A 25,548-nucleotide genomic window follows, 5' to 3' on the forward strand; every position below is an offset into this window, starting at 1 on the left:
GTAGTTGATTGTGAAGCCTCACAGAGAGTCGGTGGTTGCTGAAAACCGATGGTTCACGTCGACGAACATCGCCCTTGAGTGCTAAGCTAAAGCATTTGTCTAGGCTTAGACGGTAGCTCCGTTATTAGCTAGATCCATTTATGGATCACTGAGGCAAGAGTATTCTTGCGAAGAAGGGTGGTACCGCGAAATCTTTCGTCCCTTCAGCACATAGCTGGAGTGTGGACGTAGGATTTTTTTATTGTATAAAAGTTTGAAAAAGGGGGCTTATAAGAACAATGTCTTCAAAAACGGAAGAGAAACTGGCAACTGGTGCACAGCTATTGTTAGAAGCGCTAGAAAAGGAAGGGGTAGAAGTGATTTTCGGTTATCCGGGTGGTGCCGTTTTACCTCTCTATGATGCATTGTATGATTGTGAAATTCCGCATATTTTAACAAGGCATGAGCAAGGGGCAATTCACGCTGCTGAAGGATATGCCAGAATTACAGGGCATCCAGGGGTTGTAATTGCAACGAGTGGACCAGGTGCTACAAATGTAATTACGGGTCTAGCTGATGCAATGATTGATTCATTGCCACTTGTAGTATTTACAGGCCAAGTAGCAACAACGTTAATTGGGAGCGATGCTTTTCAAGAGGCAGATATTATGGGACTTACGATGCCAGTGACAAAACATAACTATCAAGTGCGAAAGGCCTCAGATTTACCTCGAATTATTAAAGAAGCATTTCATATTGCTAAAACAGGAAGACCAGGACCAGTCGTTATTGACCTTCCGAAAGATATGGTAGTCGAGAAAGGTGAGCGATGTAGCAATGTACAAATGGATTTACCAGGATATAACCCTAATTATGAACCGAATCTACTTCAAATAAACAAATTACTCAAAGTAATTGAAACCGCAAAAAAACCGTTAATTTTAGCTGGAGCGGGTATATTGCATGCGAAAGCTTCGAAAGAATTGACAAGTTTTGCTCGTAAATATGAAATTCCTGTTGTGCATACATTACTTGGTCTCGGTGGCTTTCCACCAGATGATGAACTATTTTTAGGAATGGGAGGAATGCACGGTTCTTATACAGCCAATATGGCGTTATATGAATGTGACTTACTCATTAATGTAGGTGCGAGATTTGATGATCGGCTTACAGGGAATTTAGCTTATTTTGCTAAAGGGGCTACTGTTGCACATATCGATATCGATCCAGCAGAAATCGGGAAAAATGTGCCGACTGAAATTCCTATTGTTGCAAGTGCTAAGCGGGCATTGGAAGTATTACTTGAACCAGAAGGGGGAAAAGAAAATCATCATGAATGGATCACTTTATTAAAGGGGAGAAAAGAACAATATCCATTCTCTTATAAAAGAAACTCTGAAAGTATTAAGCCTCAATACGCAATTGATATGTTATATGAAATTACGAAGGGAGAAGCGATTGTAACAACAGACGTTGGGCAACATCAAATGTGGGCAGCGCAATATTATCCGCTGAAAAATCCAGATAAATGGGTAACTTCTGGTGGATTAGGAACGATGGGGTTCGGATTTCCAGCAGCAATCGGTGCGCAAATTGCAAAGCCTGAGGAACTAGTTATTGCAATTGTCGGTGACGCCGGATTTCAAATGACCTTGCAAGAATTAAGTGTGTTAAAAGAACACTCGTTGCCTGTTAAAGTATTTATCTTAAATAATGAAGCTTTAGGAATGGTAAGACAATGGCAAGATGAATTTTATAATCAAAGATACTCGCACTCTTTATTGTCGTGTCAACCAGATTTCGTCGCTCTTGCGAATGCGTATGGCATAAAAGGAGTTCGCATAGAGGATCCACTTCTTGCAAAGAAGCAAATACAGCAGGCGATTGAATTACAAGGACCAGTCGTAATTGATTGCCGTGTACTTCAATCAGAAAAGGTAATGCCGATGGTTGCGCCAGGGAAAGGTGTTCACCAAATGGAGGGAGTGGAAAAAAGGTGAAGAGAATTGTTACAGCGACAGTTCGAAATCAAAGTGGTGTGTTAAACCGAATTACAGGGGTTATGACACGAAGACATTTTAATATTGAAAGTATTTCAGTAGGTCATACGGAATCATCGGACATATCGCGGATGACGATTGTTGTACACGTTGAAAATGAACAGCAAGTGGAGCAGTTAATTAAACAACTTCATAAGCAAATTGATGTTCTGAAAGTATCAGATATTACAGAAGAAGCGATGATTGCTAGAGAACTTGCACTTATTAAAGTAGCAACATCAGTAGCAAGAGCAGAATTATATAGTTTAATTGAACCGTTTCGAGCCGCTGTAATAGATGTTGGGAAGGATTCCATAGTTGTGCAAGTAACAGGTACGCAAGATAAAGTAGAAGCGTTAATCGAATTACTTCGTCCATACGGTCTGAAAGAAATTGCTAGAACAGGTGTAACAGCATTTACGCGTAGTATGAAAAAACAAGATAAGCAAGTTATGTTAATTCAATAATCATTTAAATATAGGGGGAAATGAAAATGACAAAAGTTTATTATGAGAAAGATGTAACGGTAAATGTATTAAAAGAAAAGAAAGTAGCAATCATTGGATATGGTTCGCAAGGTCATGCGCATGCGCAAAACTTACGTGATAACGGATTTGATGTAGTAGTAGGTTTAAGAAAAGGTAAGTCTTGGGATAAAGCGAATGAAGATGGATTTTCTGTATATACAGTAGCAGAAGCAGCGGAAAAAGCTGATGTAGTAATGATTCTACTGCCTGATGAATTACAACCAGAAGTATATGAAGCTGAAATTGCACCAAATTTACAGGCTGGAAACTCTCTCGTGTTCGCACATGGATTTAATGTTCACTTTGGTCAAGTAAAACCACCAGCTAATGTAGATGTATTTCTAGTAGCCCCAAAAGGACCGGGGCATCTCGTACGCCGTACGTTCGTCGAGGGCGGAGCTGTTCCTGCATTATTTGCAGTATACCAAGATGCAGCAGGAGTTGCGACTGAAAAGGCACTTTCTTATGCTGATGGGATTGGAGCGACGAGAGCTGGTGTATTAGAAACGACATTTAAAGAAGAAACAGAAACAGATTTATTTGGAGAGCAAGCTGTGCTTTGCGGCGGAGTAACTGCGCTAGTAAAAGCTGGGTTTGAAACGTTAGTTGATGCGGGATATCAGCCTGAACTTGCATATTTTGAATGTTTACATGAACTGAAGCTAATCGTTGACCTTATGTACGAAGGTGGACTTGAAAATATGAGATATTCAGTTTCTGATACAGCGCAGTGGGGAGACTTCGTATCAGGACCACGCGTTGTTACTGAAGATACGAAGAAAGCGATGGGGGCAGTATTAGCAGAAATTCAAGATGGTACATTTGCAAGAGGATGGATTGCAGAACATAAAGCAGGAAGACCAAATTTCCATGCGACAAATGAGAAAGAGAATAAACATGAAATCGAAGTAGTTGGACGTAAATTACGTGAAATGATGCCTTTCGTACAGCCGCGAGTAAAGGTAGGGGTTAAATAATATGAAGCAGGTTTTGTTCATGGATACAACGCTTCGTGATGGCGAACAATCACCAGGAGTAAATTTAAATGAACAAGAGAAATTACAAATTGCTAGGCAATTAGAGAGGCTTGGTATTCATGTAATGGAAGCTGGATTCGCGGCAGCTTCCGAAGGCGACTTCCAATCGGTAAAACGTATTGCGAATACAATTCAAAATGCTACGGTTATGAGTTTAGCTAGAGCGAAAGAAAGTGACATTCGAAGAGCATATGAAGCTGTGAAAGGTGCTGTATCCCCTCGTCTACACGTATTTCTAGCTACGAGTGATATTCATATGAAATATAAACTTTGTATGTCAAAAGAAGATGTGTTAAATAGTATTCATCGCTCGGTTACGCTTGGAAAATCATTATTTCCGACAGTACAATTTTCTGCAGAAGATGCGACAAGAACATCGAGAGCATTTTTAGCTGAAGCAGTAGAAATTGCGATTCGAGCAGGAGCGAATGTAATTAATATTCCGGATACAGTTGGATATACGAATCCGGAAGAGTATTATTCTCTTTTTAAATACTTACAAGAATCCGTTCCTTCATATGAAAAAGCAATTTTCTCTTGTCATTGTCATGATGATCTTGGGATGGCAGTAGCAAATTCATTAGCTGCGGTTGAAGGCGGAGCGTTGCAAGTAGAAGGAACAATTAATGGAATTGGAGAAAGAGCAGGTAATGCGGCGCTAGAAGAGGTCGCAGTTGCTCTTCATATTAGAAAAGATTTCTATAAGGCGGAGTCTTCTATGATGCTAAAAGAAATTAAAACGACGAGTACATTAGTAAGCAGATTAACAGGTATGGTTGTACCGAAAAATAAAGCGATCGTTGGAGCGAATGCTTTTGCTCATGAATCCGGAATTCATCAAGATGGTGTTTTAAAAGAAGTGACAACATATGAAATTATTGAACCAGCGCTAATAGGCGAATCTCAAAATCTATTCGTACTTGGAAAACATTCTGGACGTCACGCGTTTACAGAAAAAATGAAAGAGCTTGGCTATGAATTTACAAAGGAAGAACGAGATGCGGTGTTTGAAGCGTTCAAAAAATTAGCTGATCGTAAGAAGGAAATTACTGAGGAAGATTTACGTGCGCTTATGCTTGGTGAAGCAGCATTTGCAGCTCAGCAATATAACATTACGCAACTACAAGTTCATTTCGTATCAAATAGTACACAATGCGCGACAGTTGTACTAAAAGACGAAGAAGGAAATGCATACGAAGATGCAGCCACTGGTTCTGGTAGTATTGAGGCGATCTATAATGCAATCCAAAGAATTTTAGGATTAGAATGTGAATTGGTGGATTATCGCATACAATCTATTACACAAGGTCAAGACGCACTGGCTCATGTTCATGTTGAATTAAAAGAAGGAACGCATCAAGTATCAGGTTTTGGTGTTGCGCAAGATGTATTGGAAGCGTCGGCAAGAGCATATGTCCATGCAGCAGGGAAATTAAAATCTCTTATAGCGCTTGTGAAATAAATATTTGATAGGTGAGAGAAGCTTTCCTCACCTATCAAATTAAAGTTCTGAAAATTCGGTTAAAAGGAGTGTTAAAAATGGAAAAACGTATCGTTTGTTTAGCTGGTGATGGTGTTGGTCCAGAAGTAATGGAAAGTGCGAAGGAAGTATTGCATATGGTAGAAAGGCTATATGGACATCATTTTCATTTGCAAGATGAGTACTTTGGTGGTGTTGCTATCGATTTAACTGGGCAACCATTACCACAGCGAACACTTGCCGCCTGTTTAGCGAGTGATGCGGTTTTACTTGGAGCAGTAGGTGGACCAAGGTGGGATAGTGCGAAAGAAAGGCCTGAGAAAGGATTATTAGCATTAAGAAAAGGACTCGGTGTATTTGCGAATGTTCGCCCTGTAACGGTAGAAAGTGCAACTGCACATTTATCACCATTAAAAAACGCTGATGAAATTGATTTCGTTGTCGTTCGTGAATTAACAGGCGGAATTTATTTTTCTTATCCGAAAGAGCGAACGGAAGAAGTGGCGACAGATACACTTACGTATCATCGCCATGAAATTGAACGTATCGTTTCGTATGCTTTTCAATTAGCGAATAAGCGGAAGAAAAAAGTAACATCTATTGATAAAGCGAATGTTTTAGAGTCTAGTAAATTATGGAGAACTGTGACAGAAGAAGTAGCAATTCGCTACCCAAATGTGGAAGTAGAACACATTTTAGTAGATGCAGCAGCTATGGAATTAATTCGGAATCCAGGAAGATTTGACGTTATTGTAACGGAAAATTTATTTGGTGATATTTTAAGTGATGAGGCTTCAGTATTAGCTGGATCATTAGGAATGCTTCCATCAGCAAGTCACGCTGAAAAGGGACCTTCATTATACGAGCCTATTCACGGATCAGCACCGGATATTGCGGGGAAAAATAAGGCGAATCCAATTGCGATGATGCGTTCTGTTGCAATGATGCTTGGGCAATCGTTCGGATTAACGAGAGAAGGATATGCAATTGAAGAAGCAGTTTCTGCAGTCCTTAAATCAGGAAAATGTACAGCAGATATCGGGGGGACTGAAACGACAACTTCATTTACAAAGGCAGTTATTCAAGAAATGGAAGAGCAAGCGTTAGTAGGGAGAGGAAGATAATGGGGAAAAGGTTACTAGATAAGCTTTGGGAAAGACATGTAGTTGCGACTAATGAAAATGGATTGGATTTATTATATATCGATCTACATCTTGTTCATGAAGTAACGTCACCGCAAGCCTTTGAAGGCTTGCGGCTTACAAATCGAACAGTCCGCAGACCAGATTTAACATTTGCAACGATGGATCATAATATTCCAACGAAAGATGTTTGGAATATTACCGACCGCATTGCGAAGCAGCAACTAGATACACTTCGGGAAAACTGTAAACAATTTCAGGTGCCATTAGCGGATATCGGAGATGAAGAGCAAGGGATCGTTCATGTAATAGGACCAGAACTTGGGCTTACGCAGCCAGGAAAAACGATTGTTTGTGGTGATAGTCATACAGCAACACACGGTGCTTTTGGCGCACTAGCGTTTGGTATTGGTACGAGTGAAGTGGAACATGTATTGGCAACGCAAACGTTATGGCAACGAAAGCCGAAAGCGATGGGCATTGAGTTAAAAGGAAAGTTACCGCAAGGTGTTTATGCGAAAGATATTATTTTACACCTTCTTTCAAAGTACGGAGTAGCAGTTGGAACAGGTTACGTAATGGAATTTTACGGAGAGGCCATTCATGCTATGGATATGGAAGAGAGGATGACGCTTTGCAATATGGCAATTGAAGGGGGAGCAAAGGCTGGCATTATTGCACCAGATGAAAAAACGGTTACTTACGTAAAAGGGCGTAAATATGCACCGAAAGACTATGAATCTATTAAGAAAAAATGGTCAGAACTTTATACAGATTTAGATGCAGTTTATGATTTACATATTCTAGTAGATGTTACGGATTTAGCGCCGTACGTTACGTGGGGAACAAATCCTAGTATGGGCGTTCGGATTGATGAGAAATTGCCAGAAAAGCATGATGCAAATGACGAAAGAGCGTTTTCTTATATGGGATTGAGTCCCGGACAAAGTACGTATGACATTCCAGTTCAACATGTTTTCATTGGATCTTGTACAAATTCCAGGCTTTCTGACTTAGAAATTGCTGCATCTGTCGTGAAAGGTAAAAAAGTAAAAGAAGGTGTGCGAGCACTTGTTGTACCTGGATCTCAAAGGGTAAGAGAAGCAGCGATGCATAAAGGGTTACATCGCATATTTGAAGAAGCTGGATTTGAATGGAGAGAGCCCGGATGCTCAATGTGTCTAGGTATGAATCCAGATCAAGTGCCTGAAGGGGAACATTGTGCCTCTACGTCAAATCGCAATTTTGAAGGAAGACAAGGAAAGGGAGCACGAACGCATTTAGTTAGCCCGGCAATGGCGGCAGCGGCTGCGTTATATGGTCATTTTGTTGATATTAGAAAGGAGAGTTATGATGGAGCCATTTCGTATTCATAAAGGTACGGCCGCAGTACTGATGAATGATAACATTGATACAGATCAAATTATTCCGAAGCAATATTTAAAGAGAATTGAAAGAACTGGGTTTGGGAAGTTTTTATTTGATGAATGGCGATATGATAATAATCGCCAAGAAAACCCTAATTTCCCGCTTAATGCACAAGAAAGAAAAGGAGCCAGCATATTAATTACAGGTGATAATTTTGGATGTGGCTCATCTAGAGAACATGCTCCATGGGCACTTGCTGATTATGGTTTCCGCGTTATTATCGCTGGAGGATTTGCCGATATCTTTTATATGAATTGTATGAAAAATGGCATGTTACCGATTGTAATGGATAAAGATATGCGTGAACAACTTGCTAAAACAGATGCGGGGGAACAAATTACAGTTGATTTAGAAAATGAAATAATGACAACGAATACGCATAGATTCCATTTTACAATCGAGAAAATGTGGAAAGAGAAGTTATTAAATGGTTTAGATGAAATTAGTATTACAATGCAATATGAACAAGAAATAAAAGAGTATGAAAGAAAAGTGGCTTTACATTAAAAAAATGACGGAATATTAAAAATGTATTTACATTCAAAATTAACTGTTATATACTATGTGAAAATCAGAGGAGAAAGGGAGTAAGTATTATGAATATCGTGCAATCTATTACAATGCTTACACAACTACATCATCATACATGAAACCCTTGAACCTAGCGTGAAAACGTGTAGGTACAAGGGTTATTCCCGTTGTACCTACACTCTACTGAAGAGCCTTGTAGGTATTTTGTCTACAAGGCTCTTTTTATTTTCGGCTTAGGGGAATGAAATAGGCATACATTAGAAGGGGAAAGGTGTGAAAATTTAGATGACAAAATGGAAACGAGCAAACCCGAATGGAACGAGAGATTATTTATTCGAAGAATGTACGTTAATTGAAGAAGTAGAACAAAAACTAAGACTTACTTTTTTAGAGAGAGGTTATGAGGAAATAAGAACACCTACAATTGAATTTTATGATGTTTTTGCATTTCAAAATAGACCGATAGATGAAGAGAAGATGTATAAATTTTTTGATGAAAAGGGAAGGATTATCGTTTTACGTCCAGATATGACAATTCCTTTAGCGAGAGTTATTGGAACACAGAGACGGGATACGCCACTTAAAGTGACGTATAGCGGGAATGTATTTCGAGCGAATGAATCCCATTCTGGAAAATATAATGAAATCGTACAAAGTGGTATTGAAGTTATCGGGATTGATAATGTAAGAGCTGAAATTGAATGTGTAATAAGTGTCATTCAAGCACTTCAAAAGTTGAAGGTGCAATCTTTTACAATTGAGATTGGGCAAGTACAGTTATATAAATGTATTGTAAAAAAACTCTCCATCCATGATGAAGAAGAAAGGGTACTTAGAACATATATAGAAAGTAAAAATTATGCTGCCCTCTCAAATTTTATCGGAGAAAAGAAATTAGATCGATGCGATGAGACAGTAAGGTTACTTGAGAAATTGCCAAGGCTATTTGGAAATTTAGAAGTTATTGAGGAGGCAGAAAAGCTTGCTTCAAGTAATGAAATGAAAATGGCAATTGCAAGAATAAAAGAAATGTATGAAACAATTGAAACGTTAGGATATGGTTCTTACATATCAATTGATTTGGGCATGATTCAACACTTAGATTACTATACGGGTGTTATTTTCAAAGGATATATATATGAAATTGGAGAAGAAATCGTTAGTGGCGGAAGATACGATGAGCTAATTGGCAATTTTGGAGAAATGCTGCCAGCTGTTGGACTCGCGGTACAAGTAAATCAAATTGTGAAGGCGCTGCAAGAGCAGCAAGAACCATATGAACGAAATCAAATTGATATTGTGATTCATTATGAGTTAAATACAATAGCGGAAGCAGAAAGGCTACGAAATTTACTTCGAAAGGATGGAAAAAATGCTTGGTTATCTCTATTCTCTAATTTAAGCGATACCTTTCAATTCGCAAGAAAAAATAAAATAGGAACGGTCGTTGAGGCAAAGAATGAATACTTAGTGGAATATGTATGGAATGAGAAATGGGTAGTCCAGAAAGAAGGAGAGGCTTCATGCGTAACATTCAAATTGCGTTAACGAAAGGAAGATTAGAAAAACATGTCATTCCACTTTTTGAGCAGATTGGAATTGATTGTTCCGAGCTCAAAAATAAAGGTCGGAAGCTTGTATTTCAAAGTAAAAATACAAATATTTCATTTATTTTAGTAAAAGCGGTTGATGTTGCTACTTATGTAGAACATGGGGTAGCTGATATTGGCATTGTTGGAAAAGATATTTTAATGGAAAACGAGAAAGATATTTATGAAATGCTGGATTTAGGAGTGGGGATTTGTAAGTTTTGTGTGGCATCTATTCCTACGTATAATCCGAAGAGTTACCGGAAGAAAAGAATTGCTACGAAATACCCGCATATTACTTCTACTTATTTTCATGATAAGGGAGAGGATGTAGAAATTATTAAAATAGAAGGTTCTGTAGAAATCGCTCCTCTTCTTGGATTGGCGGATGCAATTGTAGATATTGTTGAAACAGGAAAAACATTACAAGAGAATGGACTCATTGTATTTGAGGAAATGCACTCTATATCGGCTCGGATGATTGTGAATAAGGCAGCTTTAAAAACTAAAAAAGACGAAATATTCAGTATTGTAAATATGATGGAGCAAGAAATCTTATCAGGGAAATAGGAGGATTTAAAGTGGAAATCATTTATGAAGATTTTAAGGAGGCATTATCTAAAATAAAAGTGCTAAGAGAAAACGCTAATATAATAGAAGAAACTGTTCAAAGAAGTGTAAGAGAAATCATTAGAAATGTAAGGGAAGGAAAAGATGAGGCTTTATCTTTCTATACAAAAAAGTTTGATGGTGTAGAGATGAAAGATTTTCGTGTAAGTGAAGAAGAAATACAGCAAGCGAGTATGTTTGTAGAGAATTCATTTTTAGAAGCTTTAAAAGAGGCGAAGAAAAACATTGTTTCGTATCACGAAAAGCAAAAGAAGCACTCAATATTCGATTGTGAAAGTAAAGGGATAATTAGAGGGCAACTCATTCGGTCGTTAGAAAATGTAGGTGTATATGTACCGGGTGGGACAGCCTCATATCCTTCTTCAGTATTAATGAATGTATTGCCGGCGAAACTCGCAGGTGTGAAAAAGATTGTAATGGTAACACCGCCGAGGAAAGGAGGAATTGATCCGCATATATTAGCTGCTGCAGATCTTGCGGGAGTAGATGAAATTTATACGATAGGTGGAGCACAAGCAATTGCTGCGTTAGCATACGGGACGGAATCGATTCCGAAAGTGGATAAAATAGTTGGACCGGGAAATTTGTACGTCGCTCTAGCGAAACGAGAAGTATACGGAATAGTAAATATCGATATGATTGCTGGTCCATCAGAAATTGTAGTTGTCGCGGATGAAACAGGTAATGCAAAATATATCGCAGCGGATTTATTATCGCAAGCAGAGCATGATGAGAGAGCAACGGCGATTTGTATTACAACGAATATGGAACTAGCTAAAGAAGTAGAAAAAGAGGTAGAAAGACAGTTAGAAACGTTACCAAGAAGTGAAATTGCACGTGAATCAATAAATAGAAATGGAGCCATCTTTATCGTTGCTTCTTTAGAGGAGGCACTAAAGTTATCAAATAAAATTGCTCCAGAACATTTAGAGTTACATATAAAAGAACCGATGAATGCTCTAGATTATGTGAAACATGCAGGCTCTATTTTCCTTGGGCCATATGCACCTGAAGCGCTCGGGGATTATTTGGCGGGACCGAATCATGTATTACCAACGAGCGGAACGGCAAGATTTTTTTCTCCGTTATCAGTCGATGATTTCGTGAAAAAATCAAGTTTTATTTCTTATACAGAGGAAGCATTAAAAAATGTACAGCATCATATTGTAGAGCTTGCAAATAAAGAAGGGTTACATGCACATGCGAGAGCAATCCAAATAAGGTTTGAGGAGGAAAAATAATGCGTCAGTCCAGTCAAGCACGTGAGACGACAGAAACAAAAATTAAATTAAGTTTGCAGCTTGATGAAAGTACGAGTGTATCTATTCAAACGGGGGTTGGTTTTTTCGATCATATGCTGACTTTATTTGCTAGACATGGAAGATTTGGATTGCAAGTTGAGGCAGAAGGTGATGTATTTGTCGATGCACATCACACCGTTGAAGATGTTGGAATTGTACTCGGAAATTGCTTGAAAGAAGCATTGCAAAATAAAGAAGGAATTAATCGTTACGGTTCCGCGTATGTACCGATGGATGAATCTTTAGGATTTGTTGCAATTGATATAAGTGGACGCTCATATTGTGTATTTCAAGGGGAATTAATAAATCCGAAGCTTGGGGATTTTGATACAGAATTGACGGAAGAATTTTTTAGAGCAGTTGCACATGCTGCCAATATTACATTACATGCGCGCGTTCTATACGGAAGTAATACACATCACAAAATTGAAGCATTATTTAAAGCTTTTGGTAGAGCGCTTAGAGAAGCGGTCGAAAAAAATGCCAACATTACTGGTGTAAATTCAACGAAAGGGATGTTGTAATTGATTGCCATTATAGATTATGGAATGGGGAATATTCGCAGTGTAGAGCAAGCATTAAAATATACTGGCGCAGAGTACATTGTAACGAGTGATAAAGAAGAGATATTGAGAAGCGATGGCGTGATTCTACCGGGAGTAGGTGCATTTCCGAAAGCGATGGAAGTATTAAAAGAAAGAGATTTAGTGTGTGTACTAAAAGAAGTTTGTGACATAGGAAAACCACTCCTCGGTATATGTTTGGGCATGCAACTTTTATTTGAACGAAGTGAGGAACTAAAAGATTGTAGCGGATTAGGTTTACTACCAGGTGAAATTCGTAAGTTAAAAGTTTCGTATAAAATTCCTCATATGGGATGGAATGAATTAAGGAAGGAAAGAGAATTTCCGCTTTGGAATGGATTAGTGGATGGTTCTTTCGTGTATTATGTTCACTCATATTACGCGGATTGTCCAGATGAAATTGTATGCGGAGTAAGTGATTATGGAATGCAAATACCAGGGTTTGTCGCGAAAGGAAATGTATTTGGTGCACAGTTTCATCCAGAAAAAAGTGGCGAAATAGGCATGCAAATATTAAAAAATTTTCAAGGAGTGGTAGAAGCATGGAAATCTTCCCAGCTATCGATTTAAAAGAAGGGCGATGCGTTAGACTTTATCAAGGAGAGTTTAGTAAAGAAACGGTGATGAATGAAGATCCGGTAGCGCAGGCGATCATATTTGAAAAGCTTGGAGCGGAAATACTACACATTGTTGATTTAGACGGTGCAATTGCTGGCGAGTCGTTAAATTTGCCCGTCATTGAAAAAATCTGCAAGGCGGTACGTATTCCTGTGCAAGTGGGAGGAGGAATTCGTTCACTTGTAACGGTGGAGAAGTTATTGTCAGCAGGTGTAGAAAAAGTGATTTTAGGAACAGCAGCTCTTTATGATAAGTCATTTTTAGAGGAAGCAGTTCGTCTATATAAAGAGAAAATCATTGTTGGAATTGATGCGAAAAATGGTTTCGTAGCAACGAGAGGTTGGCTTGATCTGTCTGAAATTTCTTACGTTAGTTTAGCGAAACAAATGGAAAGTTTAGGTGTTCAAACGATTGTGTTTACAGACATTTCGAAAGACGGGACGCTTGCAGGTCCAAATTTTGAACAATTAGCGATACTTCAAAAAAGTGTGGGCATTCGTCTCATCGCCTCTGGAGGAGTGGCATCTATTCAAGATGTGAAAAAGTTAAATGATATGAATATATATGGTGTCATAATTGGAAAGGCGCTTTACGAGAAAACGATTGATTTAGAAGAAGTGTTACAGGTAACGAAGTTATGTTAGCGAAACGAATCATTCCATGTCTAGATGTGAAAGAAGGGCGAGTCGTAAAGGGTGTAAATTTTATAGGATTACAAGATGTCGGTCATCCGGTTGAAATAGCTGAAGCATATAACGAGGCAGGGGCAGATGAAATCGTATTTTTAGATATTACAGCGACTCATGAAGGAAGAAAAACGATTATAGATGTTGTAGAAAAAACAGCAGCTAAAGTATTTATTCCTCTTACGGTTGGCGGGGGGATTTCAAGTGTGAAAGATATGTACAATTTACTAAGAGCTGGAGCAGACAAAGTTTCAATAAACTCAGCGGCAGTGCGAAACCCGAAGTTAATAGAAGAAGGGGCAGAACACTTTGGATCACAATGTATTGTCGTGGCAATTGATGCTAGAAAAGTAGCAGAAGGTAAATGGAACGTATATGTCAACGGCGGAAGAGTTGACACAGGAATGGATGCTATAGAATGGGCGAAGCGTGTTGTTAAACTTGGGGCAGGTGAAATTTTGTTAACGAGTATGGATGCAGACGGAACGAAAAGCGGATATGACCTTCGTTTAACAGAAGAAATTTCAAAAAGTGTTTCCATTCCAGTCATCGCATCAGGGGGCTGTGGTCATACGGATCATATTATAGAAGTTTTTCAAAAGACAACAGTTGATGCAGCGTTAGCGGCATCCATCTTTCATTATGGTGAGGCGACAGTGCAGAGTGTAAAGCGAAAATTAAGAGATGCAAATGTTGAGGTGCGGTTATGAAACCTAATTTTTCAAAAGGATTAATACCAGCAATTGTCATCGAAGAAGGTACGAAAGAAGTTTTAATGCTAGCTTATATGAATGAAGAAGCATATGAAAAAACGTTAGAGACGAAAAGAACATGGTTTTATTCTCGTTCGAGGCAGTCGTTATGGAATAAGGGGGAAACATCAGGGAATGTTCAATATGTGCAATCTTTATATTTAGATTGTGATCAAGATTCAATTGTTATGAATGTGAAACAAGTAGGACCTGCTTGTCATACGGGAGAGAAGACATGTTTTCACTATCAAATTATATAGGGGGATACATATGGAAAATGCCTTTAAGTTGCTGTATAAAACAATTGAAGAACGAAAGGAAAGCCCACTTCCTGAATCGTATACAAATTATTTATTTTCAAAAGGAGAAGATAAAATTTTAAAGAAAATTGGTGAAGAGTGTGCTGAAGTAATTATCGCATGTAAAAATAATGATAAAGAAGAAGTAGTGAAAGAAATGGTTGATGTATTTTATCACTGTTTCGTTTTATTAGCTGAAAAAAATATTACATTGGAAGATGTCATGCGAGAGGTGAAAGAACGAAATGGAAAGCTTTCGAAAGTTGGGGATAGAAGGGAAATAGATACATTATAAGGGGGAATGTATATGAAAGTAGATTATCATCTTCACTTAGAAGAAGGACCGTATTCAATAGGATGGCTTTCTAAAATAAATGAAGCGCTGGAACGTTATGAACCGCTTCAAGAAAGGCATTCTATTGATTGGCTTATGAAAACACAAGAGCGTTTGCAAAAGCGTGTGAAGGAAGGGCCATTTACAACAGAATGGATGGACCTCTATTTAGAAGAAGCTGTGCGAAAAGGTATAAAAGAAGTGGGAATTGTTGATCATCTATATCGTTTTCATGAAGCGAAAGGATATTATGAAAAATATGTAGATATTAGTGATTCTAAGCTCGGTCGTATACAGAAGGAATGGTTAGATCAAGTAAGGGTAGTTTCACTGTATGATTTTACAAAGGTTATTGAAGAGGCGAAAGAACGATGGAGTAAAAGAGGTGTCACGCTTAAACTTGGAATTGAAGCGGATTATTTTATTGGTTGTGAAGGAGAGTTAAAAGAATTATTAGCGCTAGGAGACTTTGATTATATAATTGGTTCTGTTCATTTTCTAAATGGCTGGGGATTTGATAATCCAGATACGAAAGAATATTTTGAGAAGCATGACCTACGCGCATTATATGATATGTTTTTTAAAACAGTTGAGAGTGCGATTCGTACCGAGTTATTTGATATTATCGCTCATCTTGATAATATAAAGGTATTTAATTATCGATTGGATGAGAATGAACAGCTTTCTTATTATGAGGAAATTGCCTGTGCGTTAGTAGAAACGAATACGGCAACAGAAATAAATGCAGGATTATACTATCGTTATCCTGTTCGTGAAATGTGCCCAAGTCCACTATATTTACAAGTATTAGCTAAGTATGGTGTTCCAATTACGATTTCTTCGGATGCCCATTATCCAAATGATTTAGGGAATTATGTACAAGAAAATGTACAAACATTACGAGCTCACGGTGTTACTCAGGTTGCAACATTTACGAAGCGAGCAAGAGTAATGAGGTCGCTTGAAGAAGAAGTAACAAATTCAAAATGAAACGCAATTTTTTGATGAAAACCGTCCTTTTTGTTCAAAATAAGAAAGAATGAAAAGGAGGGTAAGAAATGGCGAAACAACAAAATAAACAAAATGTACAAGGTGCACAGCAACAAGCTTATACTTCTGAAACGAATGCTGTATCTCAATCGGTTATTGAGGAGCAAATTAGCGATACGGTTGCAGAAGGAACGATTGATGTGAAGCTTGGAAAAGAATCGCAGGAAAAAGCGTAAGAAAAGGGGAGAGTTGCATCTCCTCTTTTTTCATGGAAAAGTGTCGATTTTTAAAACTATAATCAAATTCCTTGGTTTTTATATGTGGATTTCTTACAATGAAATATAAGAGATATCTTATTTTCTATAGAAGAGGTGTTAGTAGTGGCAAAAATATTAGTAGCGGGAAAAATTCCGGAAATTGGATTAGAACTATTAAAAGATCATGATGTAGAAATGTACGATAAAGAGGAGTTAATTTCTATAGATGAATTAACAGAGCGTGTAAAAGATAAAGATGCATTGTTAAGTTTACTTTCGACAAAGGTGCCAAAAGAAGTTATTGATGCAGCGCCTCATTTAAAGATTGTTGCAAACTATGGTGCTGGTTACGACAATATTGATTACACGTATGCGGGCGAAAAAGGAATTGCAGTTACGAATACACCGAAAGTATCAACGGAAGCGACTGCAGAATTAACATTTGCACTTCTTTTAGCAGCGGCGCGTAGAATTCCTGAAGGGGATACGTTATGTCGTACGACCGGATTTAACGGATGGGCACCGTTATTTTTCTTGGGACGAGAAGTCCATGGTAAGACAATCGGAGTTATAGGTCTTGGAGAAATCGGGAAGGCTGTTGCAAAACGTGCGAAAGCATTTGGAATGGATGTTTTATATACAGGGCCAAATCGTAAGCTTGAAGCTGAAAGTGAACTGGGAGCAACGTATGTGACGTTGGAAGAATTATTACAAACAGCAGACTTTATTACAATTAACTGTGCTTATAATCCAAAATTACATCATATGATTGATGAAGAGCAGTTTAAAATGATGAAGAAAACAGCGTATATTGTAAATGCTTCACGTGGACCAATTATGAATGAAGCAGCACTTGCTCATGCATTAAAAACGAATGAAATTGAAGGAGCAGCTCTTGACGTGTTTGAATTTGAACCGAAAATTACAGAAGAGTTAAAAGAATTAAAGAATGTAGTACTTGCTCCACACGTAGGGAATGCAACATTTGAAACTCGTGATGCGATGGCTGAAATGGCTGTTAGAAATATTTTAGCTGTATTAAACGGCGAAGAGCCAGTAACACCTGTAAATGAAAAGGTATTAGTCACAAAATAAAAAGAAACCTTCCGGACTCGGAAGGTTTTCTTATTTTTCTTTATTTGTTTTTTTAGACGGTCTTTGTCTAATGAATTGAGATAACATGTACAAAATATATAGTGGAATGGCAATGAATAAGAAAACAGAAAAATTTCCAAATCCTGTTTGATACATTGTAATAATGATTCCAACTAAAAATAGTGTAATAATGATGCTATATCGTGGAATTGGTACATCTTTTAAACTTGGGATACGAATGCGGCTCACCATTAAAAATGCGAACGTTACAAATACGGTAATAAGAACGATTTTTGGAATGGTATGTGAAAATAACGTTAAGAAAGCAACAAGCCCTCCCGCTGCTGTAATCGGTACTCCAGTGAAATATTTCATTGAAGTAGAAGATGGTGTTACATTAAATCGTGCTAAACGATATGCTCCGAAAAGAGGGAATAATCCCGCTATGTATAATCCGATGATTCCGTAGTTTGAGAAAGATGTGTAATACATTAAAACAGCTGGTGCTGCACCAAATGTTACGACATCTGCAAGCGAGTCGAGCTCTTTTCCCATTTGTGAATCAACACGTAATAAACGAGCAACACGACCATCAAGACTATCTAACATCATCCCGATAAGTACTAAAATAGCAGCTGATTTATAATATCCTAAAGATGCATAGCCGATTGATAAAAATCCGCTATATAAATTTCCGAGCGTAAATAAGTTTGGAATAGCTGCTCTATACAAAATCTGATCCCTTGCTTTCTGTAATAAATTCTTAATTAGTGTATGAAAGTTTACTTATTTTATCATACCATAAATTTATTCCTCATACGAAAGAAATTACCAATTTGTGAAAGATTTCATAGAAGGATGGTTTGAAAATTAAGTGAAAATAAAAAGAGGAAGCAACTTGTATAAAGTTGCTTCCTTTACTATTCAAATTTCGTTGTCATCGTTCCAGTTTTATATCGATTATTAGGATCGAAGCGTAATAAATCTCCATAAATTAATTTATCGGAGAGTTTTAATTCTGTTTTTGCTTTTTCAATATACGGCTGACATAGCGTCATGTCAGCTTCTTCACCCGTACTTCTTTTGTAGCACATATTTTTTGTATAAACATACTCTTCAGAAACAAAGCTACCATCACGCATTACCATAAGCGGGTCTTTCTCTTTAATAAATAAGTCAGTTCCAAATTCAACGGATTTATTTGTTTTAATACCAAGTAAATGAAGGAGCGTTGGCTTAATATCAATTTGACCGGATACTTTAGAAACAACTTTTCCTTCTTGGCCAGGCACATGAATAATAAGAGGGACTCGTTGTAATTGCATAGAATCGAATGGTGTAATAGTATCTTTTCCTAGGAACTGTGCCATAGCTGCGTTATGGTTTTCGGAAATACCGTAATGATCACCATAGATGACAATAACGGAATTATCATACAATCCTTCTTCTTTTAATTGTTTAATAAATAATTTAAGAGCTTCATCTGTGTAACGAACAGTTGGGAAGTAGCGGTTTACAACACCACTTTCCGAGTTGAATTCATCAACATATTGATCTTCCGGATTTAGAAGAAATGGAAAATGATTTGTTAATGTAATAAATTTTGTATAGAACGGTTGCGGTAAAGATTTTAACTTTGGAATAGATTGTTCAAAGAACTCTTTATCTTTTAATCCCCAACCGACAGACATTTGCTCCGTTCCTGCGTAATCATTTAAATTAAAGTAACGATCATATCCAAGCGCAGGATACATTACATCCCGATTCCAAAACGTTTTATCATTTGAATGGAAGACGGCAGAAGAATATCCGTATTTCTTTAATTGTTCTGGTGTCGCTGTGTATTCATTTGTTGCATGAGTAAAGAATACAGAACCACGATCTAGCGGATAAAGTGAGTTTTCAACGATAAATTCAGCATCAGAAGTTTTACCTTGTCCAGTTTGATGATAGAAGTTATCGAAATAGAAACTATCCTTAATAAATTCATTTAAAAATGGTGTAATTTCTTTTCCATTTATTTTTTTATTAATAACAAAGCTTTGTGTAGATTCCATTGAAATTAAAATTACATTTTTACCTTTTGCAGCTCCAAATAAGTTTTTATCAACTTGTTTGTCTTTTGAGTCTGTATAGTTTTTAATTTCAGAAAACCCATCCCCACTTGCAAATACACGCTCAGCTGAGGACTTGGATTGAAGCGTAATATCAAATAGATGATATGTGTATAAACCTAAATTCTTCACGACAGTTTGACGGTCAAATGAGCGTGAGAACATTTGTGGTTTATAAATAACTGATACAACAATTTGTAGTGCTAATAAAGCTGTTACACCGCTAAAGAAAGTTCGCTTCTCTGAGCGGGAAAGTGGTGTTTTGTCCCCAAATGATGGGAATTTACGCGAAATAAACATTAAAATAATTGCATCTGCAAATAAAAGTAATGTTTTGTACGTAAAGAGTTCTTTTATACTTGTCCCTAAATCAGCCATATTGTTTGTTTGGAATAAAACCGGGAAAGTAACGAAATCGTTATAGAACCCATAAAACATTGCGTTTCCAAATAAAATAAATGACAGTATAAAACTGATTCCAATTATAATTCGGTTTCGGTGCTTAGATGCAAGTAAAGCTAAGCCGAAAAATAAAAGTAACGCAGCTAGTGGATTGATAAAAAGCATGAATTCTTCAAAGAAATTATCAATTTTAATATCAAATGCTAGCTTGTACACAATATATGTTTTAATCCATAGTAAAACGACTGCAACGAGTGCAAATCGCAGTTTTGGAAACAGATGTTGTAGCATAATATACTCCTCTCCTAAAAAGCATGACAGTTCTTGAGAGTCAGTTTGCTTAACGACTCATTTTATATATACGAACAGTCCTTTGTTATTATGATTATTATACTATGAGTATCATTATACGAAAATAAAAGAAGGTTGTGGGCTTTTTTATAATAATCGAGTAGAAAAAGAGTGGTGGGAGACAATAAAACAGAATTTCTATGTATGATAATTATCGTACGCAGAAAGAATCGCGTGATAATACGGAGGTTATAATGCGAAAATTATTATGTTTTATAGCATGCAGTAGTGTTATATTTTTTACTTCACCGAGTGTGTCGGTAGCCCAATATGATGCACCTCTTATGGAAGATGCACTTTATTCTGTTTTATTTCCAAAAATAAATAAAGCAATTGAAAAACAATATGGAAGTTTGAAACCTTATCAATGTCCTAAAATTATTAGTTTAAAAAAAGTGTATAGCGGTACATATTTATTTCAAGCAAGTATTGAAGTGACAAAGTATGAACGTGTTGCTGGGAAAATTGCTCCACCATTTGAGAAGGTAACGATTACATTTAATAACGAAGAAGGCGAATGGGAAGTAACAAAGGTATTAGTAAAGCGCTTACCAGACGATACGAAATTAAACTGCAAAAAAACAATATAAAAAATTGTTTGACAAATAAAATGGTCCTTTGGTATTGTTAATAGCAACAATTAGATGTTTGAAAATTAAATAGACTTACCTCATCTACTCTCAAAGGTAGAGGCCGCGATAGGAAAGAGTAAGCTATGGGAGATTTAATGGAATCTGTGATCATAGGTTGAAAGGGACTATTGCCGAAATATAAGAATAACCATCTTATTCATATATTGGGACTGCATTGAATAAATGTAGTACTGTCATAATATTTATTTTATGGAGAGCTATTTGGAGATGTTGATGCGGTTTCTTATTTTGAGGAGATAACAACTCGTTTATTTTTTCAATATATATTTTTCCTAATAAGAAACGCGTGTGAACATTGTTCCGCGCGTTTTTTGTCTATCTAAAAGCGTGCTGCAATGAATAGAAGATTGGGGTTATGAGTTTTAGAGGAAATAAGGGAGGAATTTAAATGTATTTACACGGCACAAGCCGAATTAATGGGCAAGGACACTTAGAAATTGGAGGGTGCGATACGACGCAGCTAGCAAAGCAATACGGAACACCACTTTATGTATACGATGAAGAGTCTATCCGAGGAAAATGCCGAGCATTTCATCGTGCTTTTAAAGAAAGTGGTTTCTCTTATCAAGTAGCATATGCAAGCAAGGCGTTCTTGTGCATGGAGATGTGCCGAGTAGCTCGTGAAGAGAGTATGTCATTAGACGTTGTTTCTGGGGGAGAATTATATACTGCGCTCCAAGCAGGATTTCCGGCATCACGTATTCATTTTCATGGAAATAATAAAACAGAAGAAGAAATAGTGATGGCTCTTCAGGCGAATATCGGTTGTTTTGTCGTAGATAACTTCTTTGAATTAGAAGTTTTACACGATTTAGCGATGCAACATGGGAAATTTGTGAACATATTAATTCGTGTAACGCCTGGAGTAGAGGCGCACACACATGAATATATTACAACAGGTCAAGATGATTCGAAATTTGGATTTGGCGTTTCAAACGGTCAAGCGATGCAGGCAATTAGATTTGCTGTACAAAAATCCAATTATAATGTGCTAGGGATCCATTCACATATTGGATCACAAATATTTGAAACAGCTGGTTTTGTTCGAGCGATTGAAGTTCTTCGCCAATTTTTAGAAGAAGTGAGAGAGCAAACAAACTATGTAGTAAAAGTGTTAAATGTAGGCGGAGGATTTGGAATACGTTACACAGAGTCAGATACACCATTAACTCTTGAGACATATGTGCGAGCTGTAACAAGTGCAGTGAGAGAACAATTTACTGTATGTGAATATCCATTGCCAGAAATATGGGTTGAACCAGGCCGTAGCATTGTAGGTGATGCTGGGACAACACTTTATACAGTTGGATCTGTGAAAGATATTCCTGGTATTCGGAAATATGTATCAGTCGATGGTGGAATGACAGATAATTTAAGACCAGCTTTATATAGCGCGCGTTATGAAGCGATGTTAGCGAATCGAGGGAATGATGAGAATGAGGAACTCGTTTCGATTGCCGGGAAATGCTGTGAGAGTGGAGACATGTTGATTTGGGATATTCATTTACCGAAAGTCGCTGCTTCTGATTTACTAGCAGTTTCCTGTACAGGAGCATACGGGTACTCGATGGCGAATAATTACAATCGGATTCGAAGACCAGCCGTTGTCTTTGCAAAAGGCGGAACATCGCAAGTAGTTGTGGAACGTGAAACATATGAAAATATTATTGGGAACGATCGCATACGTATTAAAGAGCTTGTCTAAATAGGAAAAGGAGTTGTTCGTATGGGCAATTCCTTTTTTATAAAATAAAATAATTAAAATATATCGGAAAACTAGGATTGAAAAAAATCAGAATTGTGATAAAATACAAATACAAAGCTTATCAAGAGAAGCGGAGGGAACTGGCCCGAAGAAGCTCGGCAACCTGCTTATAGAAAGCAAGGTGCTAAATCCAGCAAAATGGGATCCATTTTGAAAGATAAGGTAAAATATATTACCGAACAGTCTTTTCGAAATGGGAAAGATTTTTTTTATGAATAAAAAGGGGGGCTGTTTGCGTGAGTGTACGGGAACATTTTGATGAAGTATCCGAGAAGATTGAAGCGATGCTTGCTGATATGAAATATGGTTCAATTACAATTGTTGTGCAAGATGGAAAAGTAATTCAGTTAGAGAAAAGTGAAAAAGTACGTTTAAAGTGAAAAGCGCTGACTAGAAAAACTAGAGGCGGTTTTAACCTATTTTCATTAGGTTAAAACCGTCTTTTTGCTTTTACAGGGGGAAAAAACATGTTGACGTATGAAACGTGGGAAGAAAATGTTGTTTCATTTTCGGAAGAAGACGAAACAAAAGGCGCACTATCAGTATTAAAGTGGGCTTATGGAGAGTATAAAGATGAAATTGTCTACGCATGTAGCTTTGGGGTGGAAGGTATGGTATTGCTGCACCTTATAAACCAAGTAAATCCATATGCTAAAGTCGTATTTTTGGATACAAATGTTCATTTTCAAGAAACGTATGAATTAATTCGGAAAGTGCGGGAAAGATTTCCTTCATTGAATATTATAGAAAAACAGCCAGAACTTACACTTGATGAACAGGCGAAGTTGCATGGTGAAAAACTGTGGGAGAGCAATCCGAATCTTTGTTGTAAGATTAGAAAAATTTTACCTTTAGAAAAATCATTAGTAGTGGAAAAAGCATGGATATCAGGCTTAAGAAGGGAACAATCAGAAACACGTAAGCATACAAAGTTTATAAATCAAGATCATCGTTTTCAATCTATTAAAGTTTGTCCACTCATTCATTGGACGTGGAAAGAAGTTTGGCGATATGTATACAAACATAGCTTGCCGTATAACCCGTTGCATGATATTGGTTATCCAAGTATTGGGTGTGAGAAATGTACGTTACCTGTTGGGGATGGTGGCGATTCAAGAGATGGTAGATGGGCTGGAAAAGTGAAAACTGAATGTGGTCTTCATTATCAATAAGATGAATCTTGAAATAAAGCTAAGAGAGGATATAGAAAAATGAGCATAGTAAACGAATTAGTAAACCGTATAGATGAGGCATATGACGTATCACAAATTGAAAAAGAAATTAAGTTAGACAATATTGCGTTAAGTGATTTAGAACTATTGGCGACAGGTGGATATAGCCCCCTTACTGGTTTTTTAGGGAAGGAAGATTATGATTCAGTCGTAGAAACGCTTCGTTTAGCAAATGGTAGTGTGTGGAGTATACCAATTACATTACCTGTAACAGAAAAAGTCGCAGAAAGCCTGAAAGTTGGAGAGGAAGTAAAGCTTGTCAACAATGGAAATATATATGGTGTCATTCAAATAGAAGATATTTTTGTACCAGATAAAGAAAAAGAAGCGTTACTTGTATATAAAACAACGGATGGGGCTCATCCAGGAGTGGAAAAATTATATGAACGACCAAACGTTTACGTTGGAGGAACTATTATTCTAACAAAACGCTTTGAAAATAATCAATTTCCTTCTTATCATTTAGACCCAATTGAAACGAGGGAAGAATTTAAAAAACGTGGGTGGAAAACAGTGGTCGGGTTTCAAACGAGAAACCCGGTACATCGTGCCCATGAGTATATCCAAAAGTCTGCTCTTGAAATTGTAGATGGTCTCTTTTTAAATCCGCTCGTTGGAGAAACGAAATCGGATGATATTCCTGCTGATGTAAGAATGGAAAGCTATGAAGTACTCCTTCAAAACTATTATCCGAAAAAGCGTGTCTTTTTAAGTGTATTTCCTGCTGCCATGCGTTACGCAGGACCAAGGGAAGCGATATTTCATGCGTTAGTAAGAAAGAATTTTGGATGTACCCACTTTATAGTAGGGCGCGATCATGCAGGGGTAGGAGATTATTACGGTACTTATGAAGCGCAAGAAATTTTCACGAATTTTACGATAGAAGAGTTAGGAATTACACCACTATTCTTTGAACATAGTTTTTACTGCACGAAATGTGAAGCGATGGCTTCAACGAAAACATGTCCGCACGGAAAAGAAGATCATGTTATTTTATCGGGTACAAAAGTAAGAGAATTATTAAGAAACGGTGAGATTCCGCCGAGTACATTTAGTCGTAAAGAAGTAGTGGAAGTACTAATTAAAGGATTGAAAAAAGCAGTAGTAACAGAATAGGGAGAGAACGAGATGGATACGAATATTACTTGGCATACAGCGTCGGTTTCAAAAGATGAGAGAAGAGCGAAGAATGGACATCACAGTTTTGTAATTTGGTTTACTGGTTTATCAGCTTCGGGTAAATCTACAGTAGCGAATGCGGTCGCTCGTAAACTGTTTGAAAAGAATATTGGAAATTATGTGCTGGATGGGGATAACATTCGTCACGGTTTAAATAAAGACTTAGGATTTTCTGAAAGTGATCGCATGGAAAATATAAGACGTATTGGCGAAGTGGCAAAGTTATTTGTAGATCAAGGAACAGTTGTCCTTACAGCATTTATTTCACCATTTCGAGTAGACCGTAAACAAGTAAGAGATTTATTAGCGGCAGATGAATTTATTGAAATTTTTGTGAAGTGTCCGATTGAAGAGTGTGAGAAACGTGATCCGAAAGGGCTTTATAAAAAGGCAAGAAAAGGTGACATTAAGGATTTCACAGGTATTGATTCGCCTTATGAAGAGCCAGAGCAAGCGGAATTAATTGTAGAAACGCACAAATATTCTATTGAAGAATGTGCAGAACAAATCGTGAAGTACTTACAAGAGCGTAGTTTTATATAGGGGGATAAACA

The 25,548-nt window shown here is 37.3% G+C and carries 27 protein-coding genes, 2 riboswitches and 1 other annotated feature (1 of these 30 cut by a window edge); of the genes, 25 read left to right on the forward strand and 2 right to left on the reverse strand.

The features are described 5' to 3' along the window. Positions 1-206: a binding site (T-box leader), on the forward strand; it begins 22 nt to the left of the window's first position. Positions 207-278: 72 nt separating this feature from the next. The 19 genes from ilvB to EBQ15_RS14895 all read left to right on the forward strand — a co-directional run bounded on the left by ilvB (position 279) and on the right by EBQ15_RS14895 (position 17,298). Continuing rightward, the gene (ilvB, locus tag EBQ15_RS14805) at positions 279-1,979 is read left to right on the forward strand and encodes an acetolactate synthase large subunit (RefSeq protein ID WP_000095835.1); all 1,701 of its coding nucleotides are present in this window, start codon (positions 279-281) and stop codon (positions 1,977-1,979) included. Beyond that, a complete protein-coding gene (gene ilvN / locus EBQ15_RS14810) occupies positions 1,976-2,485 on the forward strand; it encodes an acetolactate synthase small subunit (protein ID WP_000822946.1) in 510 nt (169 codons plus the stop codon). Before ilvB ends, ilvN begins: the two co-directional genes overlap by 4 nt. Before the next feature lie 20 nt (positions 2,486-2,505). Continuing rightward, positions 2,506-3,522 (forward strand): ketol-acid reductoisomerase, encoded by a 1,017-nt coding sequence (gene ilvC / locus EBQ15_RS14815; RefSeq protein WP_001999424.1) that lies wholly within the window; start codon positions 2,506-2,508, stop codon positions 3,520-3,522. A 1-nt stretch (position 3,523) separates the two neighbouring features. Further along, the gene (gene leuA, locus EBQ15_RS14820) at positions 3,524-5,044 is read left to right on the forward strand and encodes a 2-isopropylmalate synthase (protein WP_000815754.1); all 1,521 of its coding nucleotides are present in this window, start codon (positions 3,524-3,526) and stop codon (positions 5,042-5,044) included. Positions 5,045-5,121: 77 nt separating this feature from the next. Further along, complete coding sequence (gene leuB, locus EBQ15_RS14825; protein ID WP_000415380.1) at positions 5,122-6,186, forward strand: 3-isopropylmalate dehydrogenase; 1,065 nt, start codon at positions 5,122-5,124, stop codon at positions 6,184-6,186. After that, positions 6,186-7,580: a 3-isopropylmalate dehydratase large subunit gene (gene leuC / locus EBQ15_RS14830; RefSeq protein ID WP_000518104.1), complete on the forward strand. Its 1,395-nt coding sequence runs from the start codon at positions 6,186-6,188 to the stop codon at positions 7,578-7,580. Before leuB ends, leuC begins: the two co-directional genes overlap by 1 nt. After that, a complete protein-coding gene (gene leuD, locus EBQ15_RS14835) occupies positions 7,558-8,139 on the forward strand; it encodes a 3-isopropylmalate dehydratase small subunit (RefSeq protein WP_000433183.1) in 582 nt (193 codons plus the stop codon). Before leuC ends, leuD begins: the two co-directional genes overlap by 23 nt. 309 nt (positions 8,140-8,448) lie before the next feature. Next, positions 8,449-9,711 carry an ATP phosphoribosyltransferase regulatory subunit gene (locus EBQ15_RS14840; RefSeq protein WP_000170290.1) on the forward strand — a complete coding sequence of 421 codons (1,263 nt, stop codon included), beginning with the start codon at positions 8,449-8,451 and terminating at the stop codon, positions 9,709-9,711. After that, positions 9,687-10,322 carry an ATP phosphoribosyltransferase gene (hisG, locus tag EBQ15_RS14845; RefSeq protein WP_001244486.1) on the forward strand — a complete coding sequence of 212 codons (636 nt, stop codon included), beginning with the start codon at positions 9,687-9,689 and terminating at the stop codon, positions 10,320-10,322. Before EBQ15_RS14840 ends, hisG begins: the two co-directional genes overlap by 25 nt. A gap of 11 nt (positions 10,323-10,333) precedes the next feature. Then, entirely contained in the window at positions 10,334-11,623 is a 1,290-nt protein-coding gene (gene hisD / locus EBQ15_RS14850) for a histidinol dehydrogenase (RefSeq protein WP_000402917.1), read from the forward strand. After that, a complete protein-coding gene (gene hisB / locus EBQ15_RS14855; protein ID WP_001249950.1) occupies positions 11,623-12,207 on the forward strand; it encodes an imidazoleglycerol-phosphate dehydratase HisB in 585 nt (194 codons plus the stop codon). The genes hisD and hisB overlap by 1 nt, the downstream gene beginning before the upstream one ends. Then, on the forward strand, positions 12,208-12,837 hold the full coding sequence (gene hisH / locus EBQ15_RS14860; RefSeq protein WP_000560362.1) for an imidazole glycerol phosphate synthase subunit HisH: 630 nt from the start codon (positions 12,208-12,210) through the stop codon (positions 12,835-12,837). Next, positions 12,810-13,529 (forward strand): 1-(5-phosphoribosyl)-5-[(5-phosphoribosylamino)methylideneamino]imidazole-4-carboxamide isomerase, encoded by a 720-nt coding sequence (hisA, locus tag EBQ15_RS14865; RefSeq protein ID WP_000402298.1) that lies wholly within the window; start codon positions 12,810-12,812, stop codon positions 13,527-13,529. Before hisH ends, hisA begins: the two co-directional genes overlap by 28 nt. Continuing rightward, positions 13,523-14,281: an imidazoleglycerol phosphate synthase cyclase subunit gene (gene hisF / locus EBQ15_RS14870; RefSeq protein ID WP_000880115.1), complete on the forward strand. Its 759-nt coding sequence runs from the start codon at positions 13,523-13,525 to the stop codon at positions 14,279-14,281. The genes hisA and hisF overlap by 7 nt, the downstream gene beginning before the upstream one ends. Next, positions 14,278-14,583, forward strand: a complete 306-nt coding sequence (gene hisI, locus EBQ15_RS14875; RefSeq protein WP_000803963.1) for a phosphoribosyl-AMP cyclohydrolase — start codon at positions 14,278-14,280, stop codon at positions 14,581-14,583. The genes hisF and hisI overlap by 4 nt, the downstream gene beginning before the upstream one ends. Before the next feature lie 10 nt (positions 14,584-14,593). After that, positions 14,594-14,917, forward strand: a complete 324-nt coding sequence (gene hisE / locus EBQ15_RS14880) for a phosphoribosyl-ATP diphosphatase (RefSeq protein WP_000426356.1) — start codon at positions 14,594-14,596, stop codon at positions 14,915-14,917. Positions 14,918-14,929: 12 nt separating this feature from the next. Further along, positions 14,930-15,946, forward strand: coding sequence for a histidinol phosphate phosphatase domain-containing protein (locus EBQ15_RS14885; RefSeq protein ID WP_000861856.1), 1,017 nt, complete (start codon positions 14,930-14,932; stop codon positions 15,944-15,946). Positions 15,947-16,014: 68 nt separating this feature from the next. Next, a complete protein-coding gene (locus EBQ15_RS14890; RefSeq protein ID WP_001118882.1) occupies positions 16,015-16,182 on the forward strand; it encodes a YozQ family protein in 168 nt (55 codons plus the stop codon). 144 nt (positions 16,183-16,326) lie between these two features. Beyond that, complete coding sequence (locus EBQ15_RS14895) at positions 16,327-17,298, forward strand: 2-hydroxyacid dehydrogenase family protein (protein WP_001062840.1); 972 nt, start codon at positions 16,327-16,329, stop codon at positions 17,296-17,298. Between the two features lie 30 nt (positions 17,299-17,328). Here the strand turns inward: EBQ15_RS14895 and pssA are convergent, their stop codons facing one another. Further along, positions 17,329-18,030, reverse strand: coding sequence for a CDP-diacylglycerol--serine O-phosphatidyltransferase (pssA, locus tag EBQ15_RS14900; protein WP_000285418.1), 702 nt, complete (start codon positions 18,028-18,030; stop codon positions 17,329-17,331). A gap of 188 nt (positions 18,031-18,218) precedes the next feature. Next, a complete protein-coding gene (locus tag EBQ15_RS14905; protein ID WP_000939082.1) occupies positions 18,219-20,105 on the reverse strand; it encodes an LTA synthase family protein in 1,887 nt (628 codons plus the stop codon). A 254-nt stretch (positions 20,106-20,359) separates the two neighbouring features. Between EBQ15_RS14905 and EBQ15_RS14910 the strand changes: the two genes are divergently transcribed. The 6 genes from EBQ15_RS14910 (at position 20,360) to cysC (ending at position 25,537) form a co-directional block, all read left to right on the forward strand. After that, the gene (locus EBQ15_RS14910) at positions 20,360-20,755 is read left to right on the forward strand and encodes a DUF3888 domain-containing protein (protein ID WP_001228751.1); all 396 of its coding nucleotides are present in this window, start codon (positions 20,360-20,362) and stop codon (positions 20,753-20,755) included. A gap of 89 nt (positions 20,756-20,844) precedes the next feature. After that, positions 20,845-21,026, forward strand: a riboswitch (Lysine riboswitch). Between the two features lie 180 nt (positions 21,027-21,206). Continuing rightward, a complete protein-coding gene (gene lysA, locus EBQ15_RS14915; RefSeq protein ID WP_000280678.1) occupies positions 21,207-22,523 on the forward strand; it encodes a diaminopimelate decarboxylase in 1,317 nt (438 codons plus the stop codon). A gap of 115 nt (positions 22,524-22,638) precedes the next feature. Beyond that, positions 22,639-22,747, forward strand: a riboswitch (SAM riboswitch). 72 nt (positions 22,748-22,819) lie between these two features. Beyond that, positions 22,820-22,963: a YezD family protein gene (locus EBQ15_RS14920; RefSeq protein ID WP_000116158.1), complete on the forward strand. Its 144-nt coding sequence runs from the start codon at positions 22,820-22,822 to the stop codon at positions 22,961-22,963. A gap of 87 nt (positions 22,964-23,050) precedes the next feature. Continuing rightward, positions 23,051-23,755: a phosphoadenylyl-sulfate reductase gene (locus tag EBQ15_RS14925; protein WP_000959010.1), complete on the forward strand. Its 705-nt coding sequence runs from the start codon at positions 23,051-23,053 to the stop codon at positions 23,753-23,755. Positions 23,756-23,794: 39 nt separating this feature from the next. Further along, complete coding sequence (gene sat / locus EBQ15_RS14930; RefSeq protein ID WP_000029483.1) at positions 23,795-24,931, forward strand: sulfate adenylyltransferase; 1,137 nt, start codon at positions 23,795-23,797, stop codon at positions 24,929-24,931. Positions 24,932-24,943: 12 nt separating this feature from the next. Next, the gene (gene cysC, locus EBQ15_RS14935; protein WP_000380494.1) at positions 24,944-25,537 is read left to right on the forward strand and encodes an adenylyl-sulfate kinase; all 594 of its coding nucleotides are present in this window, start codon (positions 24,944-24,946) and stop codon (positions 25,535-25,537) included. The last annotated feature ends 11 nt before the right edge of the window (positions 25,538-25,548 follow it).

Source organism: Bacillus sp. 2D03, assembly GCF_003946765.1.
Classification (GTDB): Bacteria; Bacillota; Bacilli; order Bacillales; family Bacillaceae_G; genus Bacillus_A; species Bacillus_A cereus.

Bases quoted from the DNA above. Each gene is read 5' to 3' on its own strand.
- EBQ15_RS14910 (WP_001228751.1), top strand. From the start codon at position 20,360: ATGCGAAAATTATTATGTTTTATAGCATGCAGTAGTGTTATATTTTTT.
- hisA (WP_000402298.1), top strand. From the start codon at position 12,810: ATGGAAATCTTCCCAGCTATCGATTTAAAAGAAGGGCGATGCGTTAGA.
- ilvC (WP_001999424.1), top strand. From the start codon at position 2,506: ATGAAAATGACAAAAGTTTATTATGAGAAAGATGTAACGGTAAATGTA.
- hisF (WP_000880115.1), top strand. From the start codon at position 13,523: ATGTTAGCGAAACGAATCATTCCATGTCTAGATGTGAAAGAAGGGCGA.
- sat (WP_000029483.1), top strand. From the start codon at position 23,795: ATGAGCATAGTAAACGAATTAGTAAACCGTATAGATGAGGCATATGAC.
- EBQ15_RS14840 (WP_000170290.1), top strand. From the start codon at position 8,449: ATGACAAAATGGAAACGAGCAAACCCGAATGGAACGAGAGATTATTTA.
- EBQ15_RS14905 (WP_000939082.1), bottom strand. From the start codon at position 20,105: ATGCTACAACATCTGTTTCCAAAACTGCGATTTGCACTCGTTGCAGTC.
- EBQ15_RS14890 (WP_001118882.1), top strand. From the start codon at position 16,015: ATGGCGAAACAACAAAATAAACAAAATGTACAAGGTGCACAGCAACAA.
- leuD (WP_000433183.1), top strand. From the start codon at position 7,558: ATGGAGCCATTTCGTATTCATAAAGGTACGGCCGCAGTACTGATGAAT.
- hisE (WP_000426356.1), top strand. From the start codon at position 14,594: ATGGAAAATGCCTTTAAGTTGCTGTATAAAACAATTGAAGAACGAAAG.
- EBQ15_RS14885 (WP_000861856.1), top strand. From the start codon at position 14,930: ATGAAAGTAGATTATCATCTTCACTTAGAAGAAGGACCGTATTCAATA.
- cysC (WP_000380494.1), top strand. From the start codon at position 24,944: ATGGATACGAATATTACTTGGCATACAGCGTCGGTTTCAAAAGATGAG.
- hisB (WP_001249950.1), top strand. From the start codon at position 11,623: ATGCGTCAGTCCAGTCAAGCACGTGAGACGACAGAAACAAAAATTAAA.
- EBQ15_RS14925 (WP_000959010.1), top strand. From the start codon at position 23,051: ATGTTGACGTATGAAACGTGGGAAGAAAATGTTGTTTCATTTTCGGAA.
- leuB (WP_000415380.1), top strand. From the start codon at position 5,122: ATGGAAAAACGTATCGTTTGTTTAGCTGGTGATGGTGTTGGTCCAGAA.
- ilvB (WP_000095835.1), top strand. From the start codon at position 279: ATGTCTTCAAAAACGGAAGAGAAACTGGCAACTGGTGCACAGCTATTG.
- leuC (WP_000518104.1), top strand. From the start codon at position 6,186: ATGGGGAAAAGGTTACTAGATAAGCTTTGGGAAAGACATGTAGTTGCG.
- lysA (WP_000280678.1), top strand. From the start codon at position 21,207: ATGTATTTACACGGCACAAGCCGAATTAATGGGCAAGGACACTTAGAA.
- hisG (WP_001244486.1), top strand. From the start codon at position 9,687: ATGCGTAACATTCAAATTGCGTTAACGAAAGGAAGATTAGAAAAACAT.
- leuA (WP_000815754.1), top strand. From the start codon at position 3,524: ATGAAGCAGGTTTTGTTCATGGATACAACGCTTCGTGATGGCGAACAA.
- hisI (WP_000803963.1), top strand. From the start codon at position 14,278: ATGAAACCTAATTTTTCAAAAGGATTAATACCAGCAATTGTCATCGAA.